At 34.1% G+C, this 18,473-nt stretch carries 18 protein-coding genes and 2 pseudogenes; 10 read left to right on the top strand and 10 right to left on the bottom strand.

Annotated elements, in window-relative coordinates:
* Positions 1-18: 18 nt before the first annotated feature.
* Complete coding sequence (locus tag MKY70_RS12705) at positions 19-726, top strand: IS6 family transposase (protein ID WP_341024461.1); 708 nt, start codon at positions 19-21, stop codon at positions 724-726.
* A 39-nt stretch (positions 727-765) separates the two neighbouring features.
* Here MKY70_RS12705 and MKY70_RS12700 read toward each other — a convergent pair whose 3' ends face one another.
* The gene (locus tag MKY70_RS12700; RefSeq protein WP_060751792.1) at positions 766-1,326 is read right to left on the bottom strand and encodes a hypothetical protein; all 561 of its coding nucleotides are present in this window, start codon (positions 1,324-1,326) and stop codon (positions 766-768) included.
* 77 nt (positions 1,327-1,403) lie between these two features.
* Between MKY70_RS12700 and MKY70_RS12695 the strand changes: the two are divergent.
* Positions 1,404-2,348: pseudogene (locus MKY70_RS12695) on the top strand (glycoside hydrolase family 10 protein); the annotation flags it as partial.
* Positions 2,349-2,405: 57 nt separating this feature from the next.
* On the opposite strand, the gene MKY70_RS12690 reads toward MKY70_RS12695, so the two are convergent.
* The 3 genes from MKY70_RS12690 to MKY70_RS12680 all read right to left on the bottom strand — a co-directional run bounded on the left by MKY70_RS12690 (position 2,406) and on the right by MKY70_RS12680 (position 5,318).
* Complete coding sequence (locus MKY70_RS12690; protein ID WP_002035109.1) at positions 2,406-3,239, bottom strand: DUF3974 domain-containing protein; 834 nt, start codon at positions 3,237-3,239, stop codon at positions 2,406-2,408.
* Positions 3,240-3,263: 24 nt separating this feature from the next.
* Positions 3,264-4,376, bottom strand: coding sequence for a toxic anion resistance protein (locus MKY70_RS12685; RefSeq protein ID WP_002085564.1), 1,113 nt, complete (start codon positions 4,374-4,376; stop codon positions 3,264-3,266).
* Between the two features lie 348 nt (positions 4,377-4,724).
* Positions 4,725-5,318: an O-methyltransferase gene (locus tag MKY70_RS12680; protein ID WP_002085565.1), complete on the bottom strand. Its 594-nt coding sequence runs from the start codon at positions 5,316-5,318 to the stop codon at positions 4,725-4,727.
* 305 nt (positions 5,319-5,623) lie between these two features.
* Between MKY70_RS12680 and MKY70_RS12675 the strand changes: the two genes are divergently transcribed.
* A complete protein-coding gene (locus MKY70_RS12675; protein ID WP_002085567.1) occupies positions 5,624-5,782 on the top strand; it encodes a hypothetical protein in 159 nt (52 codons plus the stop codon).
* A gap of 35 nt (positions 5,783-5,817) precedes the next feature.
* On the opposite strand, the gene MKY70_RS12670 is transcribed toward MKY70_RS12675, so the two are convergent.
* The 3 genes from MKY70_RS12670 to MKY70_RS12660 all read right to left on the bottom strand — a co-directional run bounded on the left by MKY70_RS12670 (position 5,818) and on the right by MKY70_RS12660 (position 8,373).
* Positions 5,818-6,687 carry a sigma-70 family RNA polymerase sigma factor gene (locus tag MKY70_RS12670; protein ID WP_002141760.1) on the bottom strand — a complete coding sequence of 290 codons (870 nt, stop codon included), beginning with the start codon at positions 6,685-6,687 and terminating at the stop codon, positions 5,818-5,820.
* A complete protein-coding gene (locus MKY70_RS12665) occupies positions 6,665-7,975 on the bottom strand; it encodes a phytoene desaturase family protein (RefSeq protein ID WP_088033030.1) in 1,311 nt (436 codons plus the stop codon). Before MKY70_RS12665 ends, MKY70_RS12670 begins: the two co-directional genes overlap by 23 nt.
* An 86-nt stretch (positions 7,976-8,061) precedes the next feature.
* Positions 8,062-8,373: a luciferase domain-containing protein gene (locus MKY70_RS12660; RefSeq protein ID WP_088033028.1), complete on the bottom strand. Its 312-nt coding sequence runs from the start codon at positions 8,371-8,373 to the stop codon at positions 8,062-8,064.
* A gap of 205 nt (positions 8,374-8,578) precedes the next feature.
* Between MKY70_RS12660 and MKY70_RS12655 the strand changes: the two genes are divergently transcribed.
* From MKY70_RS12655 to MKY70_RS12645, 3 genes are all read left to right on the top strand, one after another.
* Entirely contained in the window at positions 8,579-9,967 is a 1,389-nt protein-coding gene (locus MKY70_RS12655; protein ID WP_341024458.1) for an HD domain-containing protein, read from the top strand.
* A gap of 293 nt (positions 9,968-10,260) precedes the next feature.
* Positions 10,261-10,893 (top strand): cupin domain-containing protein, encoded by a 633-nt coding sequence (locus MKY70_RS12650; RefSeq protein ID WP_002189603.1) that lies wholly within the window; start codon positions 10,261-10,263, stop codon positions 10,891-10,893.
* A 124-nt stretch (positions 10,894-11,017) separates the two neighbouring features.
* Positions 11,018-11,185 (top strand): hypothetical protein, encoded by a 168-nt coding sequence (locus tag MKY70_RS12645; RefSeq protein WP_002136295.1) that lies wholly within the window; start codon positions 11,018-11,020, stop codon positions 11,183-11,185.
* A gap of 81 nt (positions 11,186-11,266) precedes the next feature.
* On the opposite strand, the gene MKY70_RS12640 is transcribed toward MKY70_RS12645, so the two are convergent.
* Positions 11,267-12,637: an exosporium glycoprotein BclB-related protein gene (locus MKY70_RS12640; protein WP_341074516.1), complete on the bottom strand. Its 1,371-nt coding sequence runs from the start codon at positions 12,635-12,637 to the stop codon at positions 11,267-11,269.
* A 485-nt stretch (positions 12,638-13,122) separates the two neighbouring features.
* Here MKY70_RS12640 and MKY70_RS12635 point away from each other — a divergent pair, with 485 nt between their 5' ends.
* Positions 13,123-13,413: a DUF4183 domain-containing protein gene (locus tag MKY70_RS12635; RefSeq protein ID WP_088033024.1), complete on the top strand. Its 291-nt coding sequence runs from the start codon at positions 13,123-13,125 to the stop codon at positions 13,411-13,413.
* 62 nt (positions 13,414-13,475) lie between these two features.
* On the opposite strand, the gene MKY70_RS12630 is transcribed toward MKY70_RS12635, so the two are convergent.
* Positions 13,476-14,702, bottom strand: coding sequence for a DUF4183 domain-containing protein (locus tag MKY70_RS12630; protein ID WP_341074515.1), 1,227 nt, complete (start codon positions 14,700-14,702; stop codon positions 13,476-13,478).
* A gap of 323 nt (positions 14,703-15,025) precedes the next feature.
* Here MKY70_RS12630 and MKY70_RS12625 point away from each other — a divergent pair.
* Positions 15,026-15,449, top strand: a pseudogene (locus tag MKY70_RS12625) (BclA C-terminal domain-containing protein).
* Positions 15,450-15,773: 324 nt separating this feature from the next.
* On the opposite strand, the gene MKY70_RS12620 reads toward MKY70_RS12625, so the two are convergent.
* The gene (locus tag MKY70_RS12620) at positions 15,774-16,331 is read right to left on the bottom strand and encodes a helix-turn-helix domain-containing protein (RefSeq protein ID WP_113735048.1); all 558 of its coding nucleotides are present in this window, start codon (positions 16,329-16,331) and stop codon (positions 15,774-15,776) included.
* Positions 16,332-16,438: 107 nt separating this feature from the next.
* Between MKY70_RS12620 and MKY70_RS12615 the strand changes: the two genes are divergently transcribed.
* Positions 16,439-17,023 carry a LysE family translocator gene (locus MKY70_RS12615; RefSeq protein WP_131247146.1) on the top strand — a complete coding sequence of 195 codons (585 nt, stop codon included), beginning with the start codon at positions 16,439-16,441 and terminating at the stop codon, positions 17,021-17,023.
* A gap of 837 nt (positions 17,024-17,860) precedes the next feature.
* Positions 17,861-18,376, top strand: a complete 516-nt coding sequence (locus tag MKY70_RS12610; RefSeq protein ID WP_341024450.1) for a DUF3231 family protein — start codon at positions 17,861-17,863, stop codon at positions 18,374-18,376.
* Positions 18,377-18,473 lie beyond the last annotated feature (97 nt).

Genomic DNA, 18,473 nt, shown 5'->3' with positions numbered 1-18,473 from the left:
AAAGGGTGTGTGATTGGTATGGAAAAGGAAAATGTATTCAAATGGAAGCATTATCAGCCTGATATTATTTTGTTAACGGTAAGATGGTACCTACGGTACAACCTTAGTTTTCGTGATTTGGTGGAAATGCTAGAAGAACGGGGTTTATCCATTTCTCATACAACGATTATGCGTTGGGTTCATCAGTATGGTCCGGAATTGGACAAACGAATCCGTCGTCACCTTAAACAAACAAATGACTCTTGGAGAGTCGATGAAACATATATCAAAGTAAAAGGTCAATGGATGTATTTGTACCGTACTGTTGATTCGAAAGGAAACACAATTGATTTTTCCCTAAACAAAACAAGAGACCAGAAGGCTGCAAAGCGCTTTTTCAAGAAAGCTTTGCGGTCTTTTCATGTTTCAAAACCACGTGTTATAACAGTCGATAAGAACCCGGCTTATCCTATAGCAATTGAACAGTTGAAAAAAGAAAAAAGCATACCTGATGGTATGCAACTTAGACAACAAAAGTACTTGAATAACATAGTAGAACAAGATCATCGCTTTATAAAGAAGCGAGTTCGTTCTATGCTAGGGTTAAAATATTTTGACACAGCTACATCTATTCTTTCGGGAGTAGAAGCCATGCATATGATAAAAAAAAAACAGGTTGATTTACGGGACCAGTCTATTCAAAATCAGAAAGAATTCATCCATCAATTGTTTGGACTTGCAGCATAAAATACGATTCCGTTAGGAATTTATGCACTTTATTATCTTTTATTCTATTTTTGCACCAGAACCCTTATTTCCATCATAGATAAGGTTTATTTGCATTAATGACATATTATCAGATGAAACACCATTAACTGTAATTTTGCTTTTCACTTTAGCTAATACATTTGCTTTTGTAGTATCCAAAAATGCATAATACAACTCGCCACCTGTGTATTCAGATTGAAATGAAACTTTCTTCTTTTCTTTCTCATCTCCATCCCCAGGAGCAGATTGCGTCGGTCCACCTGGTGGTGTCAATTCTTTCTTCGCATTTGGAGTTATATAAGCTTCAACATTCGTAAGATAGGATTCTCCTTTACCGGTGTCATATGTCCGGAAAGCTTTAAGAAATCGTTCTGCAGCTTCCTTTACTTGTTGTTGATTGTTACTCTTTAGAGCTGATAACTCCTTTTTCGTATCATTGTATTGTGCCTCCACCTTTTCCACTTTTTTCGTTAATTTTATATTATCAGTTTTAAGTTTCTCATTATCAGATTGATATTTTATTAAAAATCCTACGCTAGCTATTAATAAAATTGCTATTATAATGGTAATTTTATTCATCATTTACCTCCTTTTCGCAGTTTCATAAGTTGCTAGGTGTTACATGCATTATTATCTAACTACACGACCATATCCATTATTTTTACCCTTATAAAGTAGTTGGCGAAGAATTTCCTGATCAAAAAACATTTGAATCATATAATAATGAGAATTTTTCAACTATCGAAGATTGGCGTCGCAATAATGTAAATGAACTCGTAAAAGGTTTAAATACTGCTATAAAACAAGAAAAATCATACGTGAAATTTGGCATTAGTCCATTTGGCGTATGGCGAAATATAGCTGACGATCCAACTGGCTCTAATACAACCGCAGGTCAAAGAAACTACGATGACCTTTATGCTGACACACGTGAGTGGATACAAAAAGGGTACATTGACTACATTACACCTCAAATATATTGGAATATAGGTTTCACACCTGCTGCATATGATATATTAGTAGAATGGTGGGTAAAAGAAACAAATAACAAACCGATTCACCTATACATCGGTCAAGCGGCCTATAAAATTAATAACAACTCTGCCCCTGCTTGGTCTGATCCTGAAGAATATCCAAAACAAATCGCATTAAATCGTCAATATCCTGAAATAAAAGGAAGTATGCATTTTAGCTTAAAAGATATTAATAACAATCCACTTGTAATTAAAGATAGACTCTCAAAAGACATATATAAACACCCTGCATTAATTCCACCTATGCCTTGGCTTGATCATGATCCACCAAAACACCCTACTTTAAAAGGTGCCATTCCAAGAGATGAAGGTATTGCCGTGGGAATAATTGACAATAGAGATAATGACTCTTCTTATTACGCCATTTACCGTGTGAATGGAAAAAATGAAGTGGATATACAAAACCCAAAACATTTACTTACTACTGTAAGAAAAACAAAACTTGGAGAAATTTACGTAGATAAAACGGCTATTTCTGGAGAAACGTATACGTATGTGGTAACTGCAGTTGATCGATTGCATAATGAAAGCATTCCTTCTAGTTTTACTACCGTTAAGGCAAAATAAAATCTCAAAAAAAAACGCCTTAAAGCTGAGAAATACTTAGCTTTTAAGGCACCTTTTTTATTTATTCTTAAACTTCTCAGTCGCTGCTCTCATCTTCACATTCAAATCATGATCAATGGAGTCACGAATATCACGCTCTACTACTTCCATTTCCTTTTGGAAATTTTGCAAGTATATTTTTAGTTCTTCTTCTTTTTCAGGACGTTGTGATGGTGGTAATTGTACCACTAATGATAACATCGCTGTTAAATCTTTCATTAAGAACGTTTCAAGTTTATGTTGTTGTTCAAACATGCGTTGTTCTTGATAGTACGGCAATGCATTTAATACTGAAATTGTAATGTCATCAACCGTTCTTTGTAGTGAAGGATTAATCGAGCGTTTATATGCTTGAATTGTATTTAATGCATCTGGATATCGATCATAGAAATACAATTTATAAAACGATAAGTCTGTCGGTTTTACAGTTTGCTGCGTTTCTTGTCTTAAGAAATCTTTCACTTTCATCGCGGCCACATCGATATCTTCATTTGTAAGCTTTTTCGTTGTTTTTGCCATTACATGCACTTTTTTCTGTTTTTCTTTCGGTAACATTGAAAATACTTGTTCTCTCGTACGTTGACCTGATGTACAGAAAAGAGTATTCAATGTATGTTGTTCTTTCTTTCCTTCCGTACGAATCCAGCGATAAAAGAGTGGATGTTGCGTAAACTCTTGTAAAAACGGTGTCGATTTGTTTGATAATTTCTCAATGGAATCTTGTGCTCTCTTATATGGTTTCGTCCATGAAAAATAAAGTTTACGTCCGAAGTATACAACTAAAACAACGACAGTAAATGCGATTAAAAGTAATGATCCTAATAGTAATAATACTCCTTGAATGAAACTCATTTTTTCACCTCCTCTAAAAGTCTGTTATTTCCTTGGACGCTGAATGAGTTTCTGCTTCATCTCATCATTAAATGTATCTAGTTCAATTACAAATTTCTTACTAGACTCAATAATACGTTCTGACGATTTCTCAGATGCTTCAATAGCGGCAAATACATTTTGGAATGATTCACGTAATTTATCCATGCTAATTGCAGGATTTTCAAGGAGTTTTGTTGTTTCTTCTGTATTTTGTTTTAATGCTTGAGAATTGCTTAATACCATTGATTCAATCGCTTCATTTGTCGCATTAACTGCATCAATTGTTTTACGTTGATTTGTTAATGCGAGCTGAATTGCAGCTGAAACCGTTATAACGTTTTGCGTCATCGTAATTGCATTACGAATTGCCTCTGATAGCTTTTCATTATTTTTCTTAATGATGTCTACAGATGCGATAGATTGTAATAATACACTTTTTGCTTGTTGCATATTACGAGTACGCACAAGTATCTTTTCTAATGCATCATTTATTAACGGAATATCCCTTTGACGTTCTGGATTTTGTTTCTCAGCTTCAAGCATACCAGCAAGTTTTCTTCCTAAGTATACTTGTTTATCAAGAGCGTGAATTTTATCGTGTGATTGCTCTTTTAACATTTCAAGACCAACCGTATCCTCTTGCAAGTTATCACGGCCAATGAGAAGTGATCTTATAATCTCCTCGATTTGCTTATCTATAGATTGATATTTATGCACGTAATTTTCAAGCGGATTTTTCTTAAACACTTTAAACATAAGTTTCTTCATACCAGTTGCTTTTAATGAGTTTGGATCAAGTTCTGATACCACTTTTCGTAATTCTAACAATGTATTTGGAATTTCTTCATTCTTTCCATTCATCATCGCTGTCACAGGACGTTTTAAAGCTGATAGCGTTTGTCCTGCCGCTTGCTGCTCTTTATCCCCTAAGTCTCCAAGCTGCGACAATACTTTTGATAAATCTGTATTTTGCTCGCTATTTAACTTTTGTACATAAAGATCTGCTTCTTTATTCAGTTCTTCAAGTTCTGCATCTTTTATTACTGTATCCACTACTACTTCTACATTATTATCTTTCACAATCGATACAGGTTCTTTTTTCTCGAGTTCAGTCAACAAAATCGCTCCTTTATTTATATGTGCGAATTTATGTGCACTATATTTCATCTAATATATCGTATTTCATATACATTTTTGCTTGCTTGAAATCGATTTTTCAAGAAATACCTGCTTATGCAGTCATTCCCTGTTTCATAGTATAAGTATACCTGTTCTCGTCATTATTTTCCTCAGACTTAAGACCTAGAGAACAACATACTGAAGACGGATTCTTCATAGCTTACCTTACTTATCACCACTGACTATTAATTTGAAATTCCATTTAGTTACCTTCTTAAATTCATACAATGCTCTATCTTTTGACATATACTATCTTTCAATGTGATAATTATATTAGGTCCACTTCTAATTATTCTTCCGCGCAACAAATGCTCCCTTTTGAAAAGCTAATAACACGGTTTCAAACGTAACGTCTTCTTCAATCATCTTTATAAATCCAGCTAATTCCCCCGCATGAGAAGTTGCATTATCAATTACAAGAAAACCTTTTGGCTCTAAAATACGTTTTATATGTTCCCACCACCACATGTATTGCGTGCGCTCTGAATCTAGGAAAATAAAATCAAATGAACGATCTACTTGCGAATCTAAAAATGCCCCAGCCTCTTGATTATGAATATCGATTCTCTGTGTAAGATTTGCCCTTTCAAAATTTCCAAGTGCCTCTCCAACCCGTTCTGAAGAAAGTTCTACAGTTATAACATTTCCATTTGTTTCTTCTACCGCATTTGCTAGCCACAATGTAGAATAGCCATTTGAAGTTCCAATTTCTAAAATTTTTTTTGCATTGCAGCCCTTTACTAATACTGATAAAAACTGCCCCATTTCACGAGAAATATTTCTTAATTTTTCTTCTCTTTTTTCTTTATGTCGATCATGCTCTTCTCCATATTGTTCAAGTTGCAATAATAATGAATCTAGAGTATTCATTTTCTCCATCGCCTTTCCAAGCAATATGATGAAAAAGTACATGATGCCCGTCTACTTTTCATTATATGCGAAATGCACACCTTTTTCCTGTTATACGACAAAGAATTAAAATTTTTTATAGCATATTGTTTCGTTTTTTGGTAAAGTTAATTTCTACGTGCAATTATTTAATTCACATTATTTTACAATCAGTTTTCAATTATAAGATAATCTAAACCCCATTTAAATGAATCGGTATTTCTAATTCAACTAAGCGCCCTTTTCGGACGCATTTTCTTTTGTTTATATATTTCTGTAAGAAAGGATGCTTACACATGAACGTGATTAACTTAGATGCTGCTAGAAGACGTAAACAGCATAAAAAACTAATGATAACTATACCGATTATTAAACGCATTTATGAAGAAGACGGGGAAATTAAATTCGAGGTAGCCGGCGAAAAAGATGTACCTCTTGAAATGTTAGAAAAATAAAAAAAAAGACGCACTTCTAAAGAAATGCGTCTTTTTTATACTATTACATTTAAGTGCATAAGTTTTTCTGGATTAACCATCATATAAATGTTTGAAATTTTCTCATCCTCAAATATGAATGAAAGTACATACGTCACTTTATTATTTATTGTAACTATAACGCCTGGTGCACCATTTACTATTTTGAAATCAACACTATACTTTTCTGGCAATCGTTTTGCAATTCCAAAGAACAAACGTATAATTTTATCTGCAGAATAAATCGGATTAATTGCAGTTGTAACTTTACCACCACCATCTGCTTTAAATATCGCATCTGTTTTTAAAACTTCTAACATGCCTTGCGTATCCCCACACTGCAATGATGATACAAATTTCTCCACGTAAGCAGCCATCTTCTTCGTACTTAATGTTGACTGCTTCGGCTTATCTAAAATACTTTTTCGTGCACGTTGAAAGATTTTTCGGCAATTCACACTACTCTTTTCTACAATCGAAGCGATTTCTTCGTAGTCATAACTAAAAACCTCTCTTAATATGAAAACAACCCTCTCTACCTCAGTCAGTTGTTGTAAAAGTAATAAATATGCCGTAGAAATTGATTCTTTCATTACAAATGACTCTGATGGATCATCAATCTCTTCCACAAATGGCTCTGGCAACCACATTCCGACATATACGTTACGTTTATGTGCTGCCGAACGTAATTTGTCAATTGAGCGATTTGTTACCATTTTACATAAATAGGCTCTCATATTTTCTATAGATTGAACGTCCTCCATATTATTAAACGATATAAATACGTCATGGACGATATCTTCAGCATCCATAACACTCCCAAGGATTCTATATGCTAACGAAAATAATAATGGTTGATACGCTTCATATAACTGCTCCGTTTCCATGATGAACTGCCTCACTTTCAAATTTCTTTAAAATGTGTAACGCTGCACGTTTCCCGCTTGCTACCGCAGCATCAGCTAATATTTCATCATGCCCAGCCCAATCTCCTGCAACGTAAACACCTGGCATTTCAGGTATATTAGGGCCTGGTTTTTCAACACGGTCAATATGAGGAAAATCATGTACTACCGTTATTTTCGGTAAATATTGCTGTGCAACAACTTCTCTTTTCCAATTCGGATGTAACAATTCCATCATATTTTCTAACTGTTCTTTCTCTTCTTGAATATGATTCAGTTCTAGTACAGGGTTATGGTATTTAATTAGACTCACTACAATTGATCCATCTTCACTTAATTTAGCTGCTCTCGATTGATTCGTGAAAAATATAGGTTGATCCAATCCCAATGCAAAATGATGCAAAGGATTTGGTAATTGTTTTAAACCAATATCTAACGCTGCCACGGTCACTTGTATAGATTGTTCACTCCATTTTTGCAAACTTGTTCCTTCTGTACCTTTTATAATTTTACATGCCTCTTTCGGTGGAGTTGTTACAATAACTGCCCCTGCTTCAAATACTTCATCGTCAAAACAATGTATTCTTTGTTTTCCTTCACAATGCTCTATTTTTAAAACATGCTTTTTAGCCAGAAATTGTACACCACTAGTATTCGCTATTCCTCTTAAATTTGTTATTATCGTCTCCCAACCACCATCTACATAAAGTACTCCTTCTTTCATAGAAAGCTGTATTTGCTTTAGTACGGAAGATGCTAATTGTATTGTAGGAGCATACGTATATGTTGTTGTTCGGCATAATGCATAAAATATATTTCGAACCATTGGATCTTTAATTTCATTTTCTGCCCATGTAGTTAGGCTTATTTTCGGAACTTTTTCTACATCTAAGTTTCCTAAATGAATCATAAGACGAGCGAACTGTACTTTTGCAGACCATGAAAGTAACGGTGTTGATAAAATAGAGCGAAAATCTGTTGGAATGGTATAAATATCCCCTTTCCATATTCCATGTGCTTTTGTAGATGGGATTCCACCTGGAAGATTTACTCCTAGCTCATTAAAAGTTATAAACGCTTCTCCACCTCTATATAAAGCATGTGCACCAAGATTCATACAAATGCCGTTTTTATTTATAGTCATCCCTCGACCACCGAAGTGACTGGACTTTTCTAATACAATAACTTTCCTTCCAGCTTTCGCTAAATATATAGATGCTGTTAATCCAGCAAGCCCACCACCAACAATTGCTACATCAAAATGTTTCATAATAAAATCCCTCCTTATCCGTTCTACATACGAGACGAACGATTAAGGAGGGATGTGACATGAAAATATATTTTTACTTATCTATTTTATTTCATTTTTTTTATTCTGTCATATTGCATACGAAATAACTCAATTGCAAATGGAATATCCTCTTCACTCTTTATATAATAACTTATCCATCCTGATTCAGGTAATACGTGATGTGGTTTCACCAATCCTTGGCTCACTAATTCATCCCGCTTTACCTTTGGAAATGGTAAATCAACTAACTTATCGCCATGCAAATGACCAAGTTCTTTCTTACCATAATTTATTTCAATACCCCCAAATCGATGCGGCTTTTCAGAAACACCTGCCCAGCCAAGTACTTCATTTCTAATCATTTCACTAAATGACATGAACCTTCACCCCTTTTTAATGATTGATGTAATATTAAATTAACACGTTCATTACTTTTTTCCATCAATCCAAAGTATGAATGGATATACGAATATAGTTTAATCTCAATATCTTTATTTTTTTACACACTTAAAACAATTTCAAAGGGTATTTATTCTATTATATAGAATTATTATTAAAAATAAATTTAAGGGATGGATATATATGAGCAAGGTATTATTACAAAAGGCAAATTATCTAAGATCTGATGAATTAAAGCTTTTGAAAAAAGCTATACATTTTGCAGAGCAAGCACATGATGGACAATACCGTCAAACTGGAGAACCATATATTATTCACCCTTTCGCGATTACAGAAATACTGCTAAATTATAAAGCTGACATTACAACATTGATTGCTGCTTTATTACACGATGTTGTAGAAGATACCGAATACTCTCTAGAAGAAATTGAATCACATTTTGGTGCGACTATTCAATATATTGTAAATGGATTAACAAAAGGAAAAAAACTACAAGATCAAAACAAAGTATTATACGAAGCAATTAATTTCAAAAAATTACTAGTATCCTCTCAACAAGATATACGTGTTGGCATTATTAAAGTTATAGATCGCCTTCACAATATAAAAACATTGAGTGTTAAAAAACCCGCAAAACAAGTAGCTTATGCGAATGAAACATTAACACTATTTGCGCCACTTGCAAAGCGATTAGGGTTATATACAATCCAGCATGAATTAGAAAATCTTGCTTTTCAATATCTACATAAAGAAAGATATACTGAAGTACATAAATTTTTAACCGAATATGTGCCACACCTTCAAAAAAATATAACTCATTTAAGAAAAGGGATACATTCTTTTTCTAATACAAACCTTTCATTTGAAATAAACTATGAGTTTCCCCCAGTATATACTGCATACTCACAATTACAAGAAATACAAAATGTATCAGGTATTTCACAAATTTGTATTACAACTACAAGTGTACTAGATTGCTATAAAATTCTTGGAATAATACATCAATTATATAAACCAACTATAAACTATTTCGAGGATAATATAGCACTTGAAAATAGCCATTTTAATAACAACTTAAAAACTAAAGTCAATATGAATGATGCTGAACAAACAATTATCATTCAAACACAATTAGCAAAAACGTTGAAAGATAACGGTATTTTTTCTTTATTGAATGATAGAACTGCAAATATTCAAGCAATATCTTATAAAATAATGGATGATACAATTGTGAATAACAATTTATTAACTACAGATCCAATCACTTTCCGTAGTTTAGTATCGTATGAACTATTTGAAAATACTATTACAGCTTATACTACAGATTTACAACCAGTTTATTTACCTGATGGTGCTACAATCATTGATTTTTCTTTCTCTGCATTTCCAAAAATTGCACATAGCATGAAAAAAGTAAAAGTAAATGGGATGCCTGTTCCACTTAAAACAAAGGTATCTCATTTTGACGTCATCGAAATCCATTTCGATTTAAAACAAAGCTTGGAATTAGAGTGGCTAAATTACGCCAATACTGCTAAAGCACAATTAATGATTCATCAAAAACTATCTTAAATAAAAGGCCAATTCCTTTCTATAAGGCATTGGTCTTTTCATATAACGTAACCATTAAAATATACGAAATAAATTTCAATATTTTTACTCCTAACCTAACATCAATAATTCCGACTTTCATTAGTTCGCTCTAATTTTTATCCGTATTTACATTATGAGAAATAAGAAGCACAACCTATATTCTTTATAAAACAGGTGAATTTATTATGATACAGACAAATGCACATAACTAACACTAGGCACATATCCTAAAGTTGTATCCATACTTACCTATAGAAAGGCAGGTAATACGATTGACTTCTACTATTGACTACACCTCTCCTTCAACGAACTTCACTCATGATTTAAGTAAAAGTAATTTTTTTAAGAAAGATGCCCAAAATTATATAAATGTACTTGGCATAAAACAATTAAACACTCTAGAAAATACTTCTTTATTAGATATTTATTTAAGTACAGGCAACGTTGTAGAACCACATATTCATCAAAATGCAGCTGAACTTGTTTACTGTATTTCAGGATCTGCTGTTGTTTCTTTACTTAATCCATTTACGAATCAAATATTAAACTTACCGATAAAACCAGGGCAAGTTGCCAACATTCCACAAGCGTGGTGGCATTATGAAATTGCTTCAGCAGATAATACTCATTTATTAGCTATATTCGACGCCCCAACCCCAGAAGTTATTTTTGGTTCTGATATTTTAAGATTAACTCCCGCTAATATGATGGCTCATACTTATTGCCTCAATGAACAACAATGGAAACAAGCAGTATCCCCAATTCAATCCACTACAGTAATTGGTCCTCCCGGAAACTGTAATCAAAACCGCGACATGATAAATCAGTCAACTCAGCCCCCTACTCAACAACAAAATCTATATTACCAAGATTCTTATTACTTCCCTCTATACTGGGGGTATTAATTAGTATCATTTTAATAGAACCACCATTTATCTCCTCGGAAAATATCGAGGAGATTTTTTATCGTAACAATTAATAGAGTACATACATATAATATTTATATATTTAATTGGAGGTGATAGTACTATGAGTAATTATAACTATCGAAAAAACTACTCTAATAATAAAAATAGTAGCTCTTCAGCATCCTCTCAATCTTCGAACTCTCAATCTTCCGATTCCCAGTCACAAAGAGATTTAGCCGATCAAGGCTATGTAAAGAAAAAAGGATGTAACTGTAATAAAAATAAATAAGATCTTTTTTAGCTATACAAAAAGGAATACTCTTAAAAAGAGTATTCCTTTTTTCAATGCTCACAATTTAAGACGCGATGCTTAGACGAATGTTATCCCTGCACTTGCGAATCCTGTAATAGCAGTAGCTATATCAAAACCTGGTGTAGTTGATGAAACAACAAGTAATATCTTATCTTGTGGAGCGACCGCAATTGCTTGTGCGCTAATACCACTCGAAGTAGCACCGATAGCAATAAGACCACTAAATGCTGGTGTTAATAGTAACGGTGTACCTACTGGCGTGAAAGTATTACTTGCTGCTGGTGCGCTGTACAACTGCATTTGAATTTGTATGCTTCCTAATGCTAAAGCAACCGCTACAGTTACACTAAAGAATCCTGCTAACGAAGTAATTGTACCTGCGCGAGGAGCTACAAATGCGAAATCAAATACTGGAGGTACAGGACCTATAGTAATTGGGCCACCAGGTGGGACAATTACAGGGAAGAATGAACTTCCAAATCCAAGAAGTGCTCCTGTGTTTGCTAATCCACCTAAAACAGTTGCTAATGTTACTGGTCCACCTGATGCATACGGAATAACAGCTCCGCCTCCTGTTGCACCAGTTGCTCCTGTTAGGCCTGTTAGGCCTGTTGCACCAGTTGCTCCTGTTAGGCCTGTTAGGCCTGTTGGACCTGTTGGGCCTGTTGGACCTGTTACTCCTGTTGCTCCTGTTGCTCCTGTTGCTCCTGTTGCTCCTGTTGCTCCTGTCGCTCCTGTCGCTCCTGTTGCTCCTGTTGCTCCTGTTGCTCCTGTTGCTCCTGTTGCTCCTGTTGCTCCTGTTGCTCCTGTTGCTCCTGTTGCTCCTGTTGCTCCTGTTGCTCCTGTTGCTCCTGTTGCTCCTGTTGCTCCTGTTGCTCCTGTTGCTCCTGTCGCTCCGCCTCCTGTTGCTCCTGTTGCTCCTGTTGCTCCTGTTGCTCCTGTTGGACCTGTCGCCCCTGGAGTAGCATTGATTAATTGAATTAATAAATTAAAAAGAAGTTGTAAAGTTGCAGAATCAACATTTGAGTTGCAGGATATAGGGATAAGATCTAAAGCGAAGAAGAATTGTGCAAGGGCGCTATAAAATTGTTGCAATAATGTTGACAATTGTCCTAAATTAGGTGCTGGAGATTGTAATAAAACTATAATACTTTGAGTTAATTGTTTCAAAAAATTAACTTCTGGGGAAGGTAATAAGGAATTTAAGAAAATTAAAAATTGATTAAATAAATCGAGTAACGCTAATCTGTTTGCATTACTTGGATTTGCAAAAAATGCTGAAATAGCTGATACTAATGAGTTTAGTAAAGTAATTAATTGACTTAATTGTTCCCTAGTAATAGGAACTGACTGTGGATTTTTACAACAATCTGCTGAAAAAACAATCGGATTGCAGTTATTATGATCAAAACAATCATTATGTTTCATTTATTTCCTCCTTACTTTTCTTATAGTTGAGTGTTTTCCTATTCTAAGTACTATAAAAGATGCGATTGAAAAAAGTAGTTAAGTTATATGTTTCTCTTAAAATAGGAAACATGAATTATAATCAAACTTGAAAACGTAATTTAATTATGTTCATGACTCACATATTAATTATATGTTTTTAATAATTGAGTGCTTAGATTAAACACCTATACTGAGGAGCATATTTTAATTTTCCGCACTTATCTTCCAAATTCCATGATATTTTAATTTTGTTATCCATATTAACTACTAAAACAATCAATACTATACTTTCCACTTGTAAAAAAGTACGATTTTAATATAGATGATATTTTATTTATATTTAAATTGTGCTTTTACTATAGTCACGAAGCCGTTTCTAATATGGAAATTTCTCATAAAATATAATATTGGACAAGTTATTCTTTATTTGATCCCAATAAATTTAAAATAGGAGTGAGAAATAAATGCCTATCATTCAACCATTTATGGCATCTAGAAGATTCACATCTACGCTTGGAGTTGGAACAGGTACAGGAGCGGCTTTCGCGATTGCTGCTACAGCTTGTTTAAACGATGCTGGCACTACTGCAACTGCCTTCCCAACTTTTACGTATTACAACCTCTATATAAACGGTATTCTTCAGCCTAGTGTAAACTCCAGTGTTACTACTGGTCCTACTGGTGCTATTACAATTCCTGGCGGTGATGCATTAGACGGTGGAATTCCAATTACAATTGAATTTATCGTCACTTAATTTTAACTAACCAAATTTAGAACAAAAAGGGCAGATTTCTCTTTATAGGAAATCTGTCCTTTTTAATTGATAATAATAAATTGTAGGATAATTGAAGATCCTTGTGAGGGTGGTTCAGCATCTAATAAAGTTAACTGACCAGCTGTAACTTCATAAAAAGGTTGTGGTTGAAGAATTCCATTTATAAATAGATTAATATACGAAACTTCACTTGGTGATAAGATTTGTGTTGTACCGTATTGTGCTATACCATCTGCATTAGTATATATAAGTTTTTCCCCATCTGAAAAAGTAAAATATAATAGGTTTGTTGTTGTGATTGTTTCCGGTATTCCCGTTGGGCCGGTTATTCCTGTTACTCCGGTTGCCCCTGTTACTCCTGTTACTCCTGTTGCTCCTGTTGCTCCCGTTGCTCCCGTTATTCCTGTTACTCCTGTTGCTCCGGTTGCTCCTGTTTCTCCTGTTTCTCCTGTTATTCCTGTTACTCCGGTTGCTCCTGTTTCTCCTGTTTCTCCTGTTACTCCGGTTGCCCCTGTTTCTCCTGTTACTCCGGTTGCCCCTGTTTCTCCTGTTACTCCTGTTGCTCCTGTTGCTCCCGTTGCTCCCGTTATTCCTGTTACTCCTGTTGCTCCTGTTGCTCCTGTTTCTCCTGTTTCTCCTGTTATTCCTGTTACTCCGGTTGCTCCTGTTTCTCCTGTTTCTCCTGTTACTCCGGTTGCCCCTGTTTCTCCGGTTGGGCCGGTTACTCCTGTTATTCCTGTTACTCCCGTCTCTCCTGTTATTCCTGTTTCTCCGGTTGCTCCTGTTTCTCCTGTTACTCCGATTGCTCCTGTTTCTCCGGTTGCTCCTGTTTCTCCTGTTTCTCCGGTTGCCCCTGTTTCTCCTGTTTCTCCGGTTGCCCCTGTTTCTCCTGTTTCTCCTGTTTCTCCTGTTTCTCCTGTTTCTCCTGTTTCTCCTGTTTCTCCGGTTGCTCCTGTTTCTCCTGTTTCTCCGGTTGCTCCTGTTTCTCCGGTTGCTCCTGTTTCTCCTGTCGTTCCTGTCGCTCCTGTTTCTCCTGTCGCTCCGGTTGCTCCGGTTGCTCCTGTTTCTCCGGTTGCTCCTGTTTCTCCTGTTTCTCCTGTCGCTCCGGTTTCTCCTGTTTCTCCTGTTTCTCCTGTCGCTCCTGTTTCTCCTGTTACTCCGGTTGCTCCGGTTGGAAAATTAATAGACGGAAGAGGTGGAAATGTAGGACCAATATTTTTAGAATCCATAACTTCCTTAGACATTGGTAATTTGTCATATCGATTCAAATTTGCATCTCCCTCCTATAGTATTTATTAAATGTTAGATGTTCCGAAATGTTAAAAGGATTATCTAAAAAAACACTATTAATCTCTCGATTAAAATCTTTGTACAAAATCAATTTTAATGTAACTTACTAAAAATGAATGTATTTTAAACAGCATGCCGTTACTATAAAAAATATTATTAATAGAATATATGAAAAGTATCTCCTTTATCATAAAAATGAGGTGATTTTAATTAAAAATAAAGATAGAGAAAATCCCCAAAATAATGACGTACAATTATCCTTCCTTATAGACTAACTAGTCCTACTGGTAGTACTGGACCCATGAGTAATACCGGAGCATAAACGTTACAACAAATTCTATGTTTGCAAATAATACAGTGGGTGGAACAGTTTCAGTGGTACTAACATACTACTCTCAAACAATCAAAGCCTTGATAGCTTTGCAGTCAATAGTGCGAATGATTTATTTACAGTCCCTGTAACGGGACGTTATTATCTTTGTTATCAAATTAATACTACAACTGTACTTCTTGCGGGTTCAAGACTAATTTTAAACGGATCTACATCACTTCTGGGCTCAATTCTATCTCCTGCCTTATCTACTTCAAGTTATAATAATAATTTAATTACAATATTAAATGCAGGTAATACTATTTCTCTTCAAATATTCGGTCTCTTATCAATTGTCAATTTAGTCGGTGGTGGATCAACTGGCGCCTCTCTAACAATTATACGAGTTGATTAATAAATGATTCATTTTTTCTTCTTACCTTTAAATGTCATTCCCCTATACAGATAGTAGAAACTATCTATACTAAATATTCCGGATAAACATTATCAATTTACTCTATACGCTATCAATGTTAAGTTATTTATGAAGACAGTTTCTCCTTTACTAATCATCTCAATATGTATTTGAGAAACATCCTCCAATCCTATACGCGAGAGAAATACTGTATTGACACTCAAATGAGTGTCTTTTTTTTGTAATTTTTCACATAATAAAAACCACCTTGTATAGATGGTTTTATAATTACGCTTCCCTTATATTTTTTATGTACATAAAAAATTATGAAGCTGGATAATAAATTGTCATACTCAACCGAGTTAACGTACTTCCTGAATTATAATAAGCGTGAGGTCTATCCGCCTTAAACCTGATTGAGTCTCCACTATTTAATCTATATTGACAATTATTTACCTCAATTGTCAGTTCACCATCAAACACAGTTATAAATTCCTCTGTTCCTTCTTTATGCGCTTCAGCATATAACTTTCCTTCTGTTTCAATTTCAACAGTATAGATTTCAAAATGTCTATCATCTTGGAATGGAAAAGATGGATAAACTTTATATTTCCCATTGTCTTCAGCCAATACTTGAACATCATTTCGTAAAATAACTTTCGTATCTGGTTGTGGATTATTTATTAAAGAAGTAAAAGACACTTTCAGTCCATTAGCGATTTTCCAAATTGTTGTAAGTGTTGGGCTTGATTCTCCCCTTTCAATTTGTCCGATCATCGTTTTACTTACACCACTTAATTGAGAAACTTTTTCTAAGCTCAGCTTTTCTTTTTCTCGAATAGCTTTTAAATTTTTTGCAAGGATAAGTTGAATTTCCTCCATAAAAAAACACTCCTATACAATATAACGACCATTATGTATAATAAAAAGCACACGTTATATTGTTCTTTTCGGTCATTATAACATACAAAATCAAAGGAGGTTTTGAAATGCCTATATTTTCTTTTTTATTATTCGTCTTTATTAGTAGCTTCACACCAGGCCCTAACAATTTTTTATCCATGACATACGCCAACCAACATGGGTTAAAAAGAAGCATTAAATTTTGCTTAGGAGTGGCTTTCGGCTTTTTCATCATCACTTCATTATGTAGTTTCTTTAATATTATACTTATAAACATTCTGCCAATAATTGAATTTCCTTTAAAAATTTTAGGTGTAGCTTATATGCTGTATTTAGCTTTTAAAATACTCACTAGTAAAAATAGTGCAAACACAAATGATAAAAGCAATAAAAACTTATTTTTAGTAGGAATTATGCTTCAATTCGTTAATCCAAAGGGAATATTATTCGGACTGACTGTAGTATCAACTTTTATTCTCCCTTATTACAATTCATATTCTAGTTACCTTCTTTTTTCATTATTTTTAGGAGTAGTCGGTTTAATGAGTACGTTTAGTTGGAGCCTATTCGGTTCAATGTTCCAAAAACTTTTATTAAAACATAACCAATTCTTTAACATCATTATGGCAGTATTATTAGTTTTTAGCGCTATTTCAATTGTTATCAACTAGCTCCATAACCATCCTAATTCTTAATTTAACAGTCAATTTGATATAAATAATTATCCTTCCACCTATCATCTTTTTTTAGTTTTAAGATGGGGGAACCTTCTAGTGATAAGATTTCCACCGTATTATACTAAATAAGAAATTTACTATATAAGGAGGAGGGTTTCAACATCTAGTCGTTTACGTAATTACAAGCTTATTTTAACGATAGAATCATTAAGTAGGGTTCATAAATTTATATCTCTACTTATACATTTTGTCAGTAATACAAGGGCTGCAGTTAAAACAATTAGCGAAAGACTATTCAGATAGAAATGTTTGCAAATACAAAAAATGCGGTTTCTCTTTTCACGAGAAACCGCATTACATCAATAATTTTGTTGAATTTTAAACTGAATTGTATACAAATCAAAGTTGTAGACTCGCATTTTTAAATGCTTGATTTTTGTACTATTTTATTAGAATATCACATGTTTAAAATGTATATATCAGCGATATTTTATGTCTATTTTGTATAGGTGTTAGCAAGTTAGTTTGCAAACTTGTTAACACTTTTTTATTTCTTCTACAAATATATTTCCTCATAAATCCAATTATATTTACTACCATTGTTACATTTTCTTTCCTCTTCAGTTTTTAATTCAAATTTCTATCCCAAGTTACGTAGAATATATTATTTAAATTTGTACATTATAAAAAAAGAAAGTATTACTTGTAGTTAGGGTGTTCCAAATGAATTTTAGAAACCTATTTTCTTTATTACGGAACATTTTTAAAACCATTTTTTCATTGATAAAAAGTCTTTCAAAAAATTTATTCATTTTAAGGAGGCATATTAAAATGGGAGTTTTAAGTGGCAATCCCCAAAATGAGCCAATGCATTACGGAGAAGTCTTTGGAATTTGGAGTTATCTTGCAGCGGCACAAGGTGCAATTGCTGGTTATCAAGTTCTTATTAACCATACAGGGGATGAGGACTTAAAGAAATTTTTAGAAAACCTTGTAGAGAATGATATCCAATCAGAAGTTGAAGAATTGAAAAATTTATTAAAATTAAATGGTGTTGCATTACCACCAGCACCTCCAGAAAGACCAGTTGCATCTATTGAAACGATTCCTCCTGGTGCTCGTATAAATGATGCAGAAATTGCAGCAACGGTTTCTGCAGGTCTTGCAGCAGGTTTGGTAGCATGTAGCCAAGCTATGGGACAATCTCTTCGAGAAGATGTAGGAATGATGTTTGGAAAATTCCATATGAAGAAAGCACAAGCAGGTGCTACTTTACTACGATTAAATAAGAAAAAAGGTTGGATTATTCCCCCTCCTCTACATGTTCTTCAATCTGATCAAGCATAACATGAAGTAAGCGGTTAACTTTTGTTAACCGCTTCGTTGTATTTACCTGTACTTTTAATACTGGATATTAAAGATATTCCTCATAATTTTAGCCTTA

Origin of the sequence: Bacillus sp. FSL R9-9492 (assembly GCF_038007365.1) — a bacterium.
Classification (GTDB): domain Bacteria; phylum Bacillota; class Bacilli; order Bacillales; family Bacillaceae_G; genus Bacillus_A; species Bacillus_A mycoides.
Note: the sequence above shows the minus strand (reverse complement) of the source record. Positions and strands in the feature narration are given on the sequence as shown.

Excerpts from the sequence above, each read along its gene's own strand:
- MKY70_RS12705 (WP_341024461.1), top strand. The coding sequence starts at position 19 with ATGGAAAAGGAAAATGTATTCAAATGGAAGCATTATCAGCCTGATATT.
- MKY70_RS12700 (WP_060751792.1), bottom strand. The coding sequence starts at position 1,326 with ATGAATAAAATTACCATTATAATAGCAATTTTATTAATAGCTAGCGTA.
- MKY70_RS12690 (WP_002035109.1), bottom strand. The coding sequence starts at position 3,239 with ATGAGTTTCATTCAAGGAGTATTATTACTATTAGGATCATTACTTTTA.
- MKY70_RS12680 (WP_002085565.1), bottom strand. The coding sequence starts at position 5,318 with ATGGAGAAAATGAATACTCTAGATTCATTATTATTGCAACTTGAACAA.
- MKY70_RS12675 (WP_002085567.1), top strand. The coding sequence starts at position 5,624 with ATGAACGTGATTAACTTAGATGCTGCTAGAAGACGTAAACAGCATAAA.
- MKY70_RS12670 (WP_002141760.1), bottom strand. The coding sequence starts at position 6,687 with ATGGAAACGGAGCAGTTATATGAAGCGTATCAACCATTATTATTTTCG.
- MKY70_RS12665 (WP_088033030.1), bottom strand. The coding sequence starts at position 7,975 with ATGAAACATTTTGATGTAGCAATTGTTGGTGGTGGGCTTGCTGGATTA.
- MKY70_RS12660 (WP_088033028.1), bottom strand. The coding sequence starts at position 8,373 with ATGTCATTTAGTGAAATGATTAGAAATGAAGTACTTGGCTGGGCAGGT.
- MKY70_RS12655 (WP_341024458.1), top strand. The coding sequence starts at position 8,579 with ATGAGCAAGGTATTATTACAAAAGGCAAATTATCTAAGATCTGATGAA.
- MKY70_RS12645 (WP_002136295.1), top strand. The coding sequence starts at position 11,018 with ATGAGTAATTATAACTATCGAAAAAACTACTCTAATAATAAAAATAGT.
- MKY70_RS12640 (WP_341074516.1), bottom strand. The coding sequence starts at position 12,637 with ATGAAACATAATGATTGTTTTGATCATAATAACTGCAATCCGATTGTT.
- MKY70_RS12635 (WP_088033024.1), top strand. The coding sequence starts at position 13,123 with ATGCCTATCATTCAACCATTTATGGCATCTAGAAGATTCACATCTACG.
- MKY70_RS12620 (WP_113735048.1), bottom strand. The coding sequence starts at position 16,331 with ATGGAGGAAATTCAACTTATCCTTGCAAAAAATTTAAAAGCTATTCGA.
- MKY70_RS12615 (WP_131247146.1), top strand. The coding sequence starts at position 16,439 with ATGCCTATATTTTCTTTTTTATTATTCGTCTTTATTAGTAGCTTCACA.
- MKY70_RS12610 (WP_341024450.1), top strand. The coding sequence starts at position 17,861 with ATGGGAGTTTTAAGTGGCAATCCCCAAAATGAGCCAATGCATTACGGA.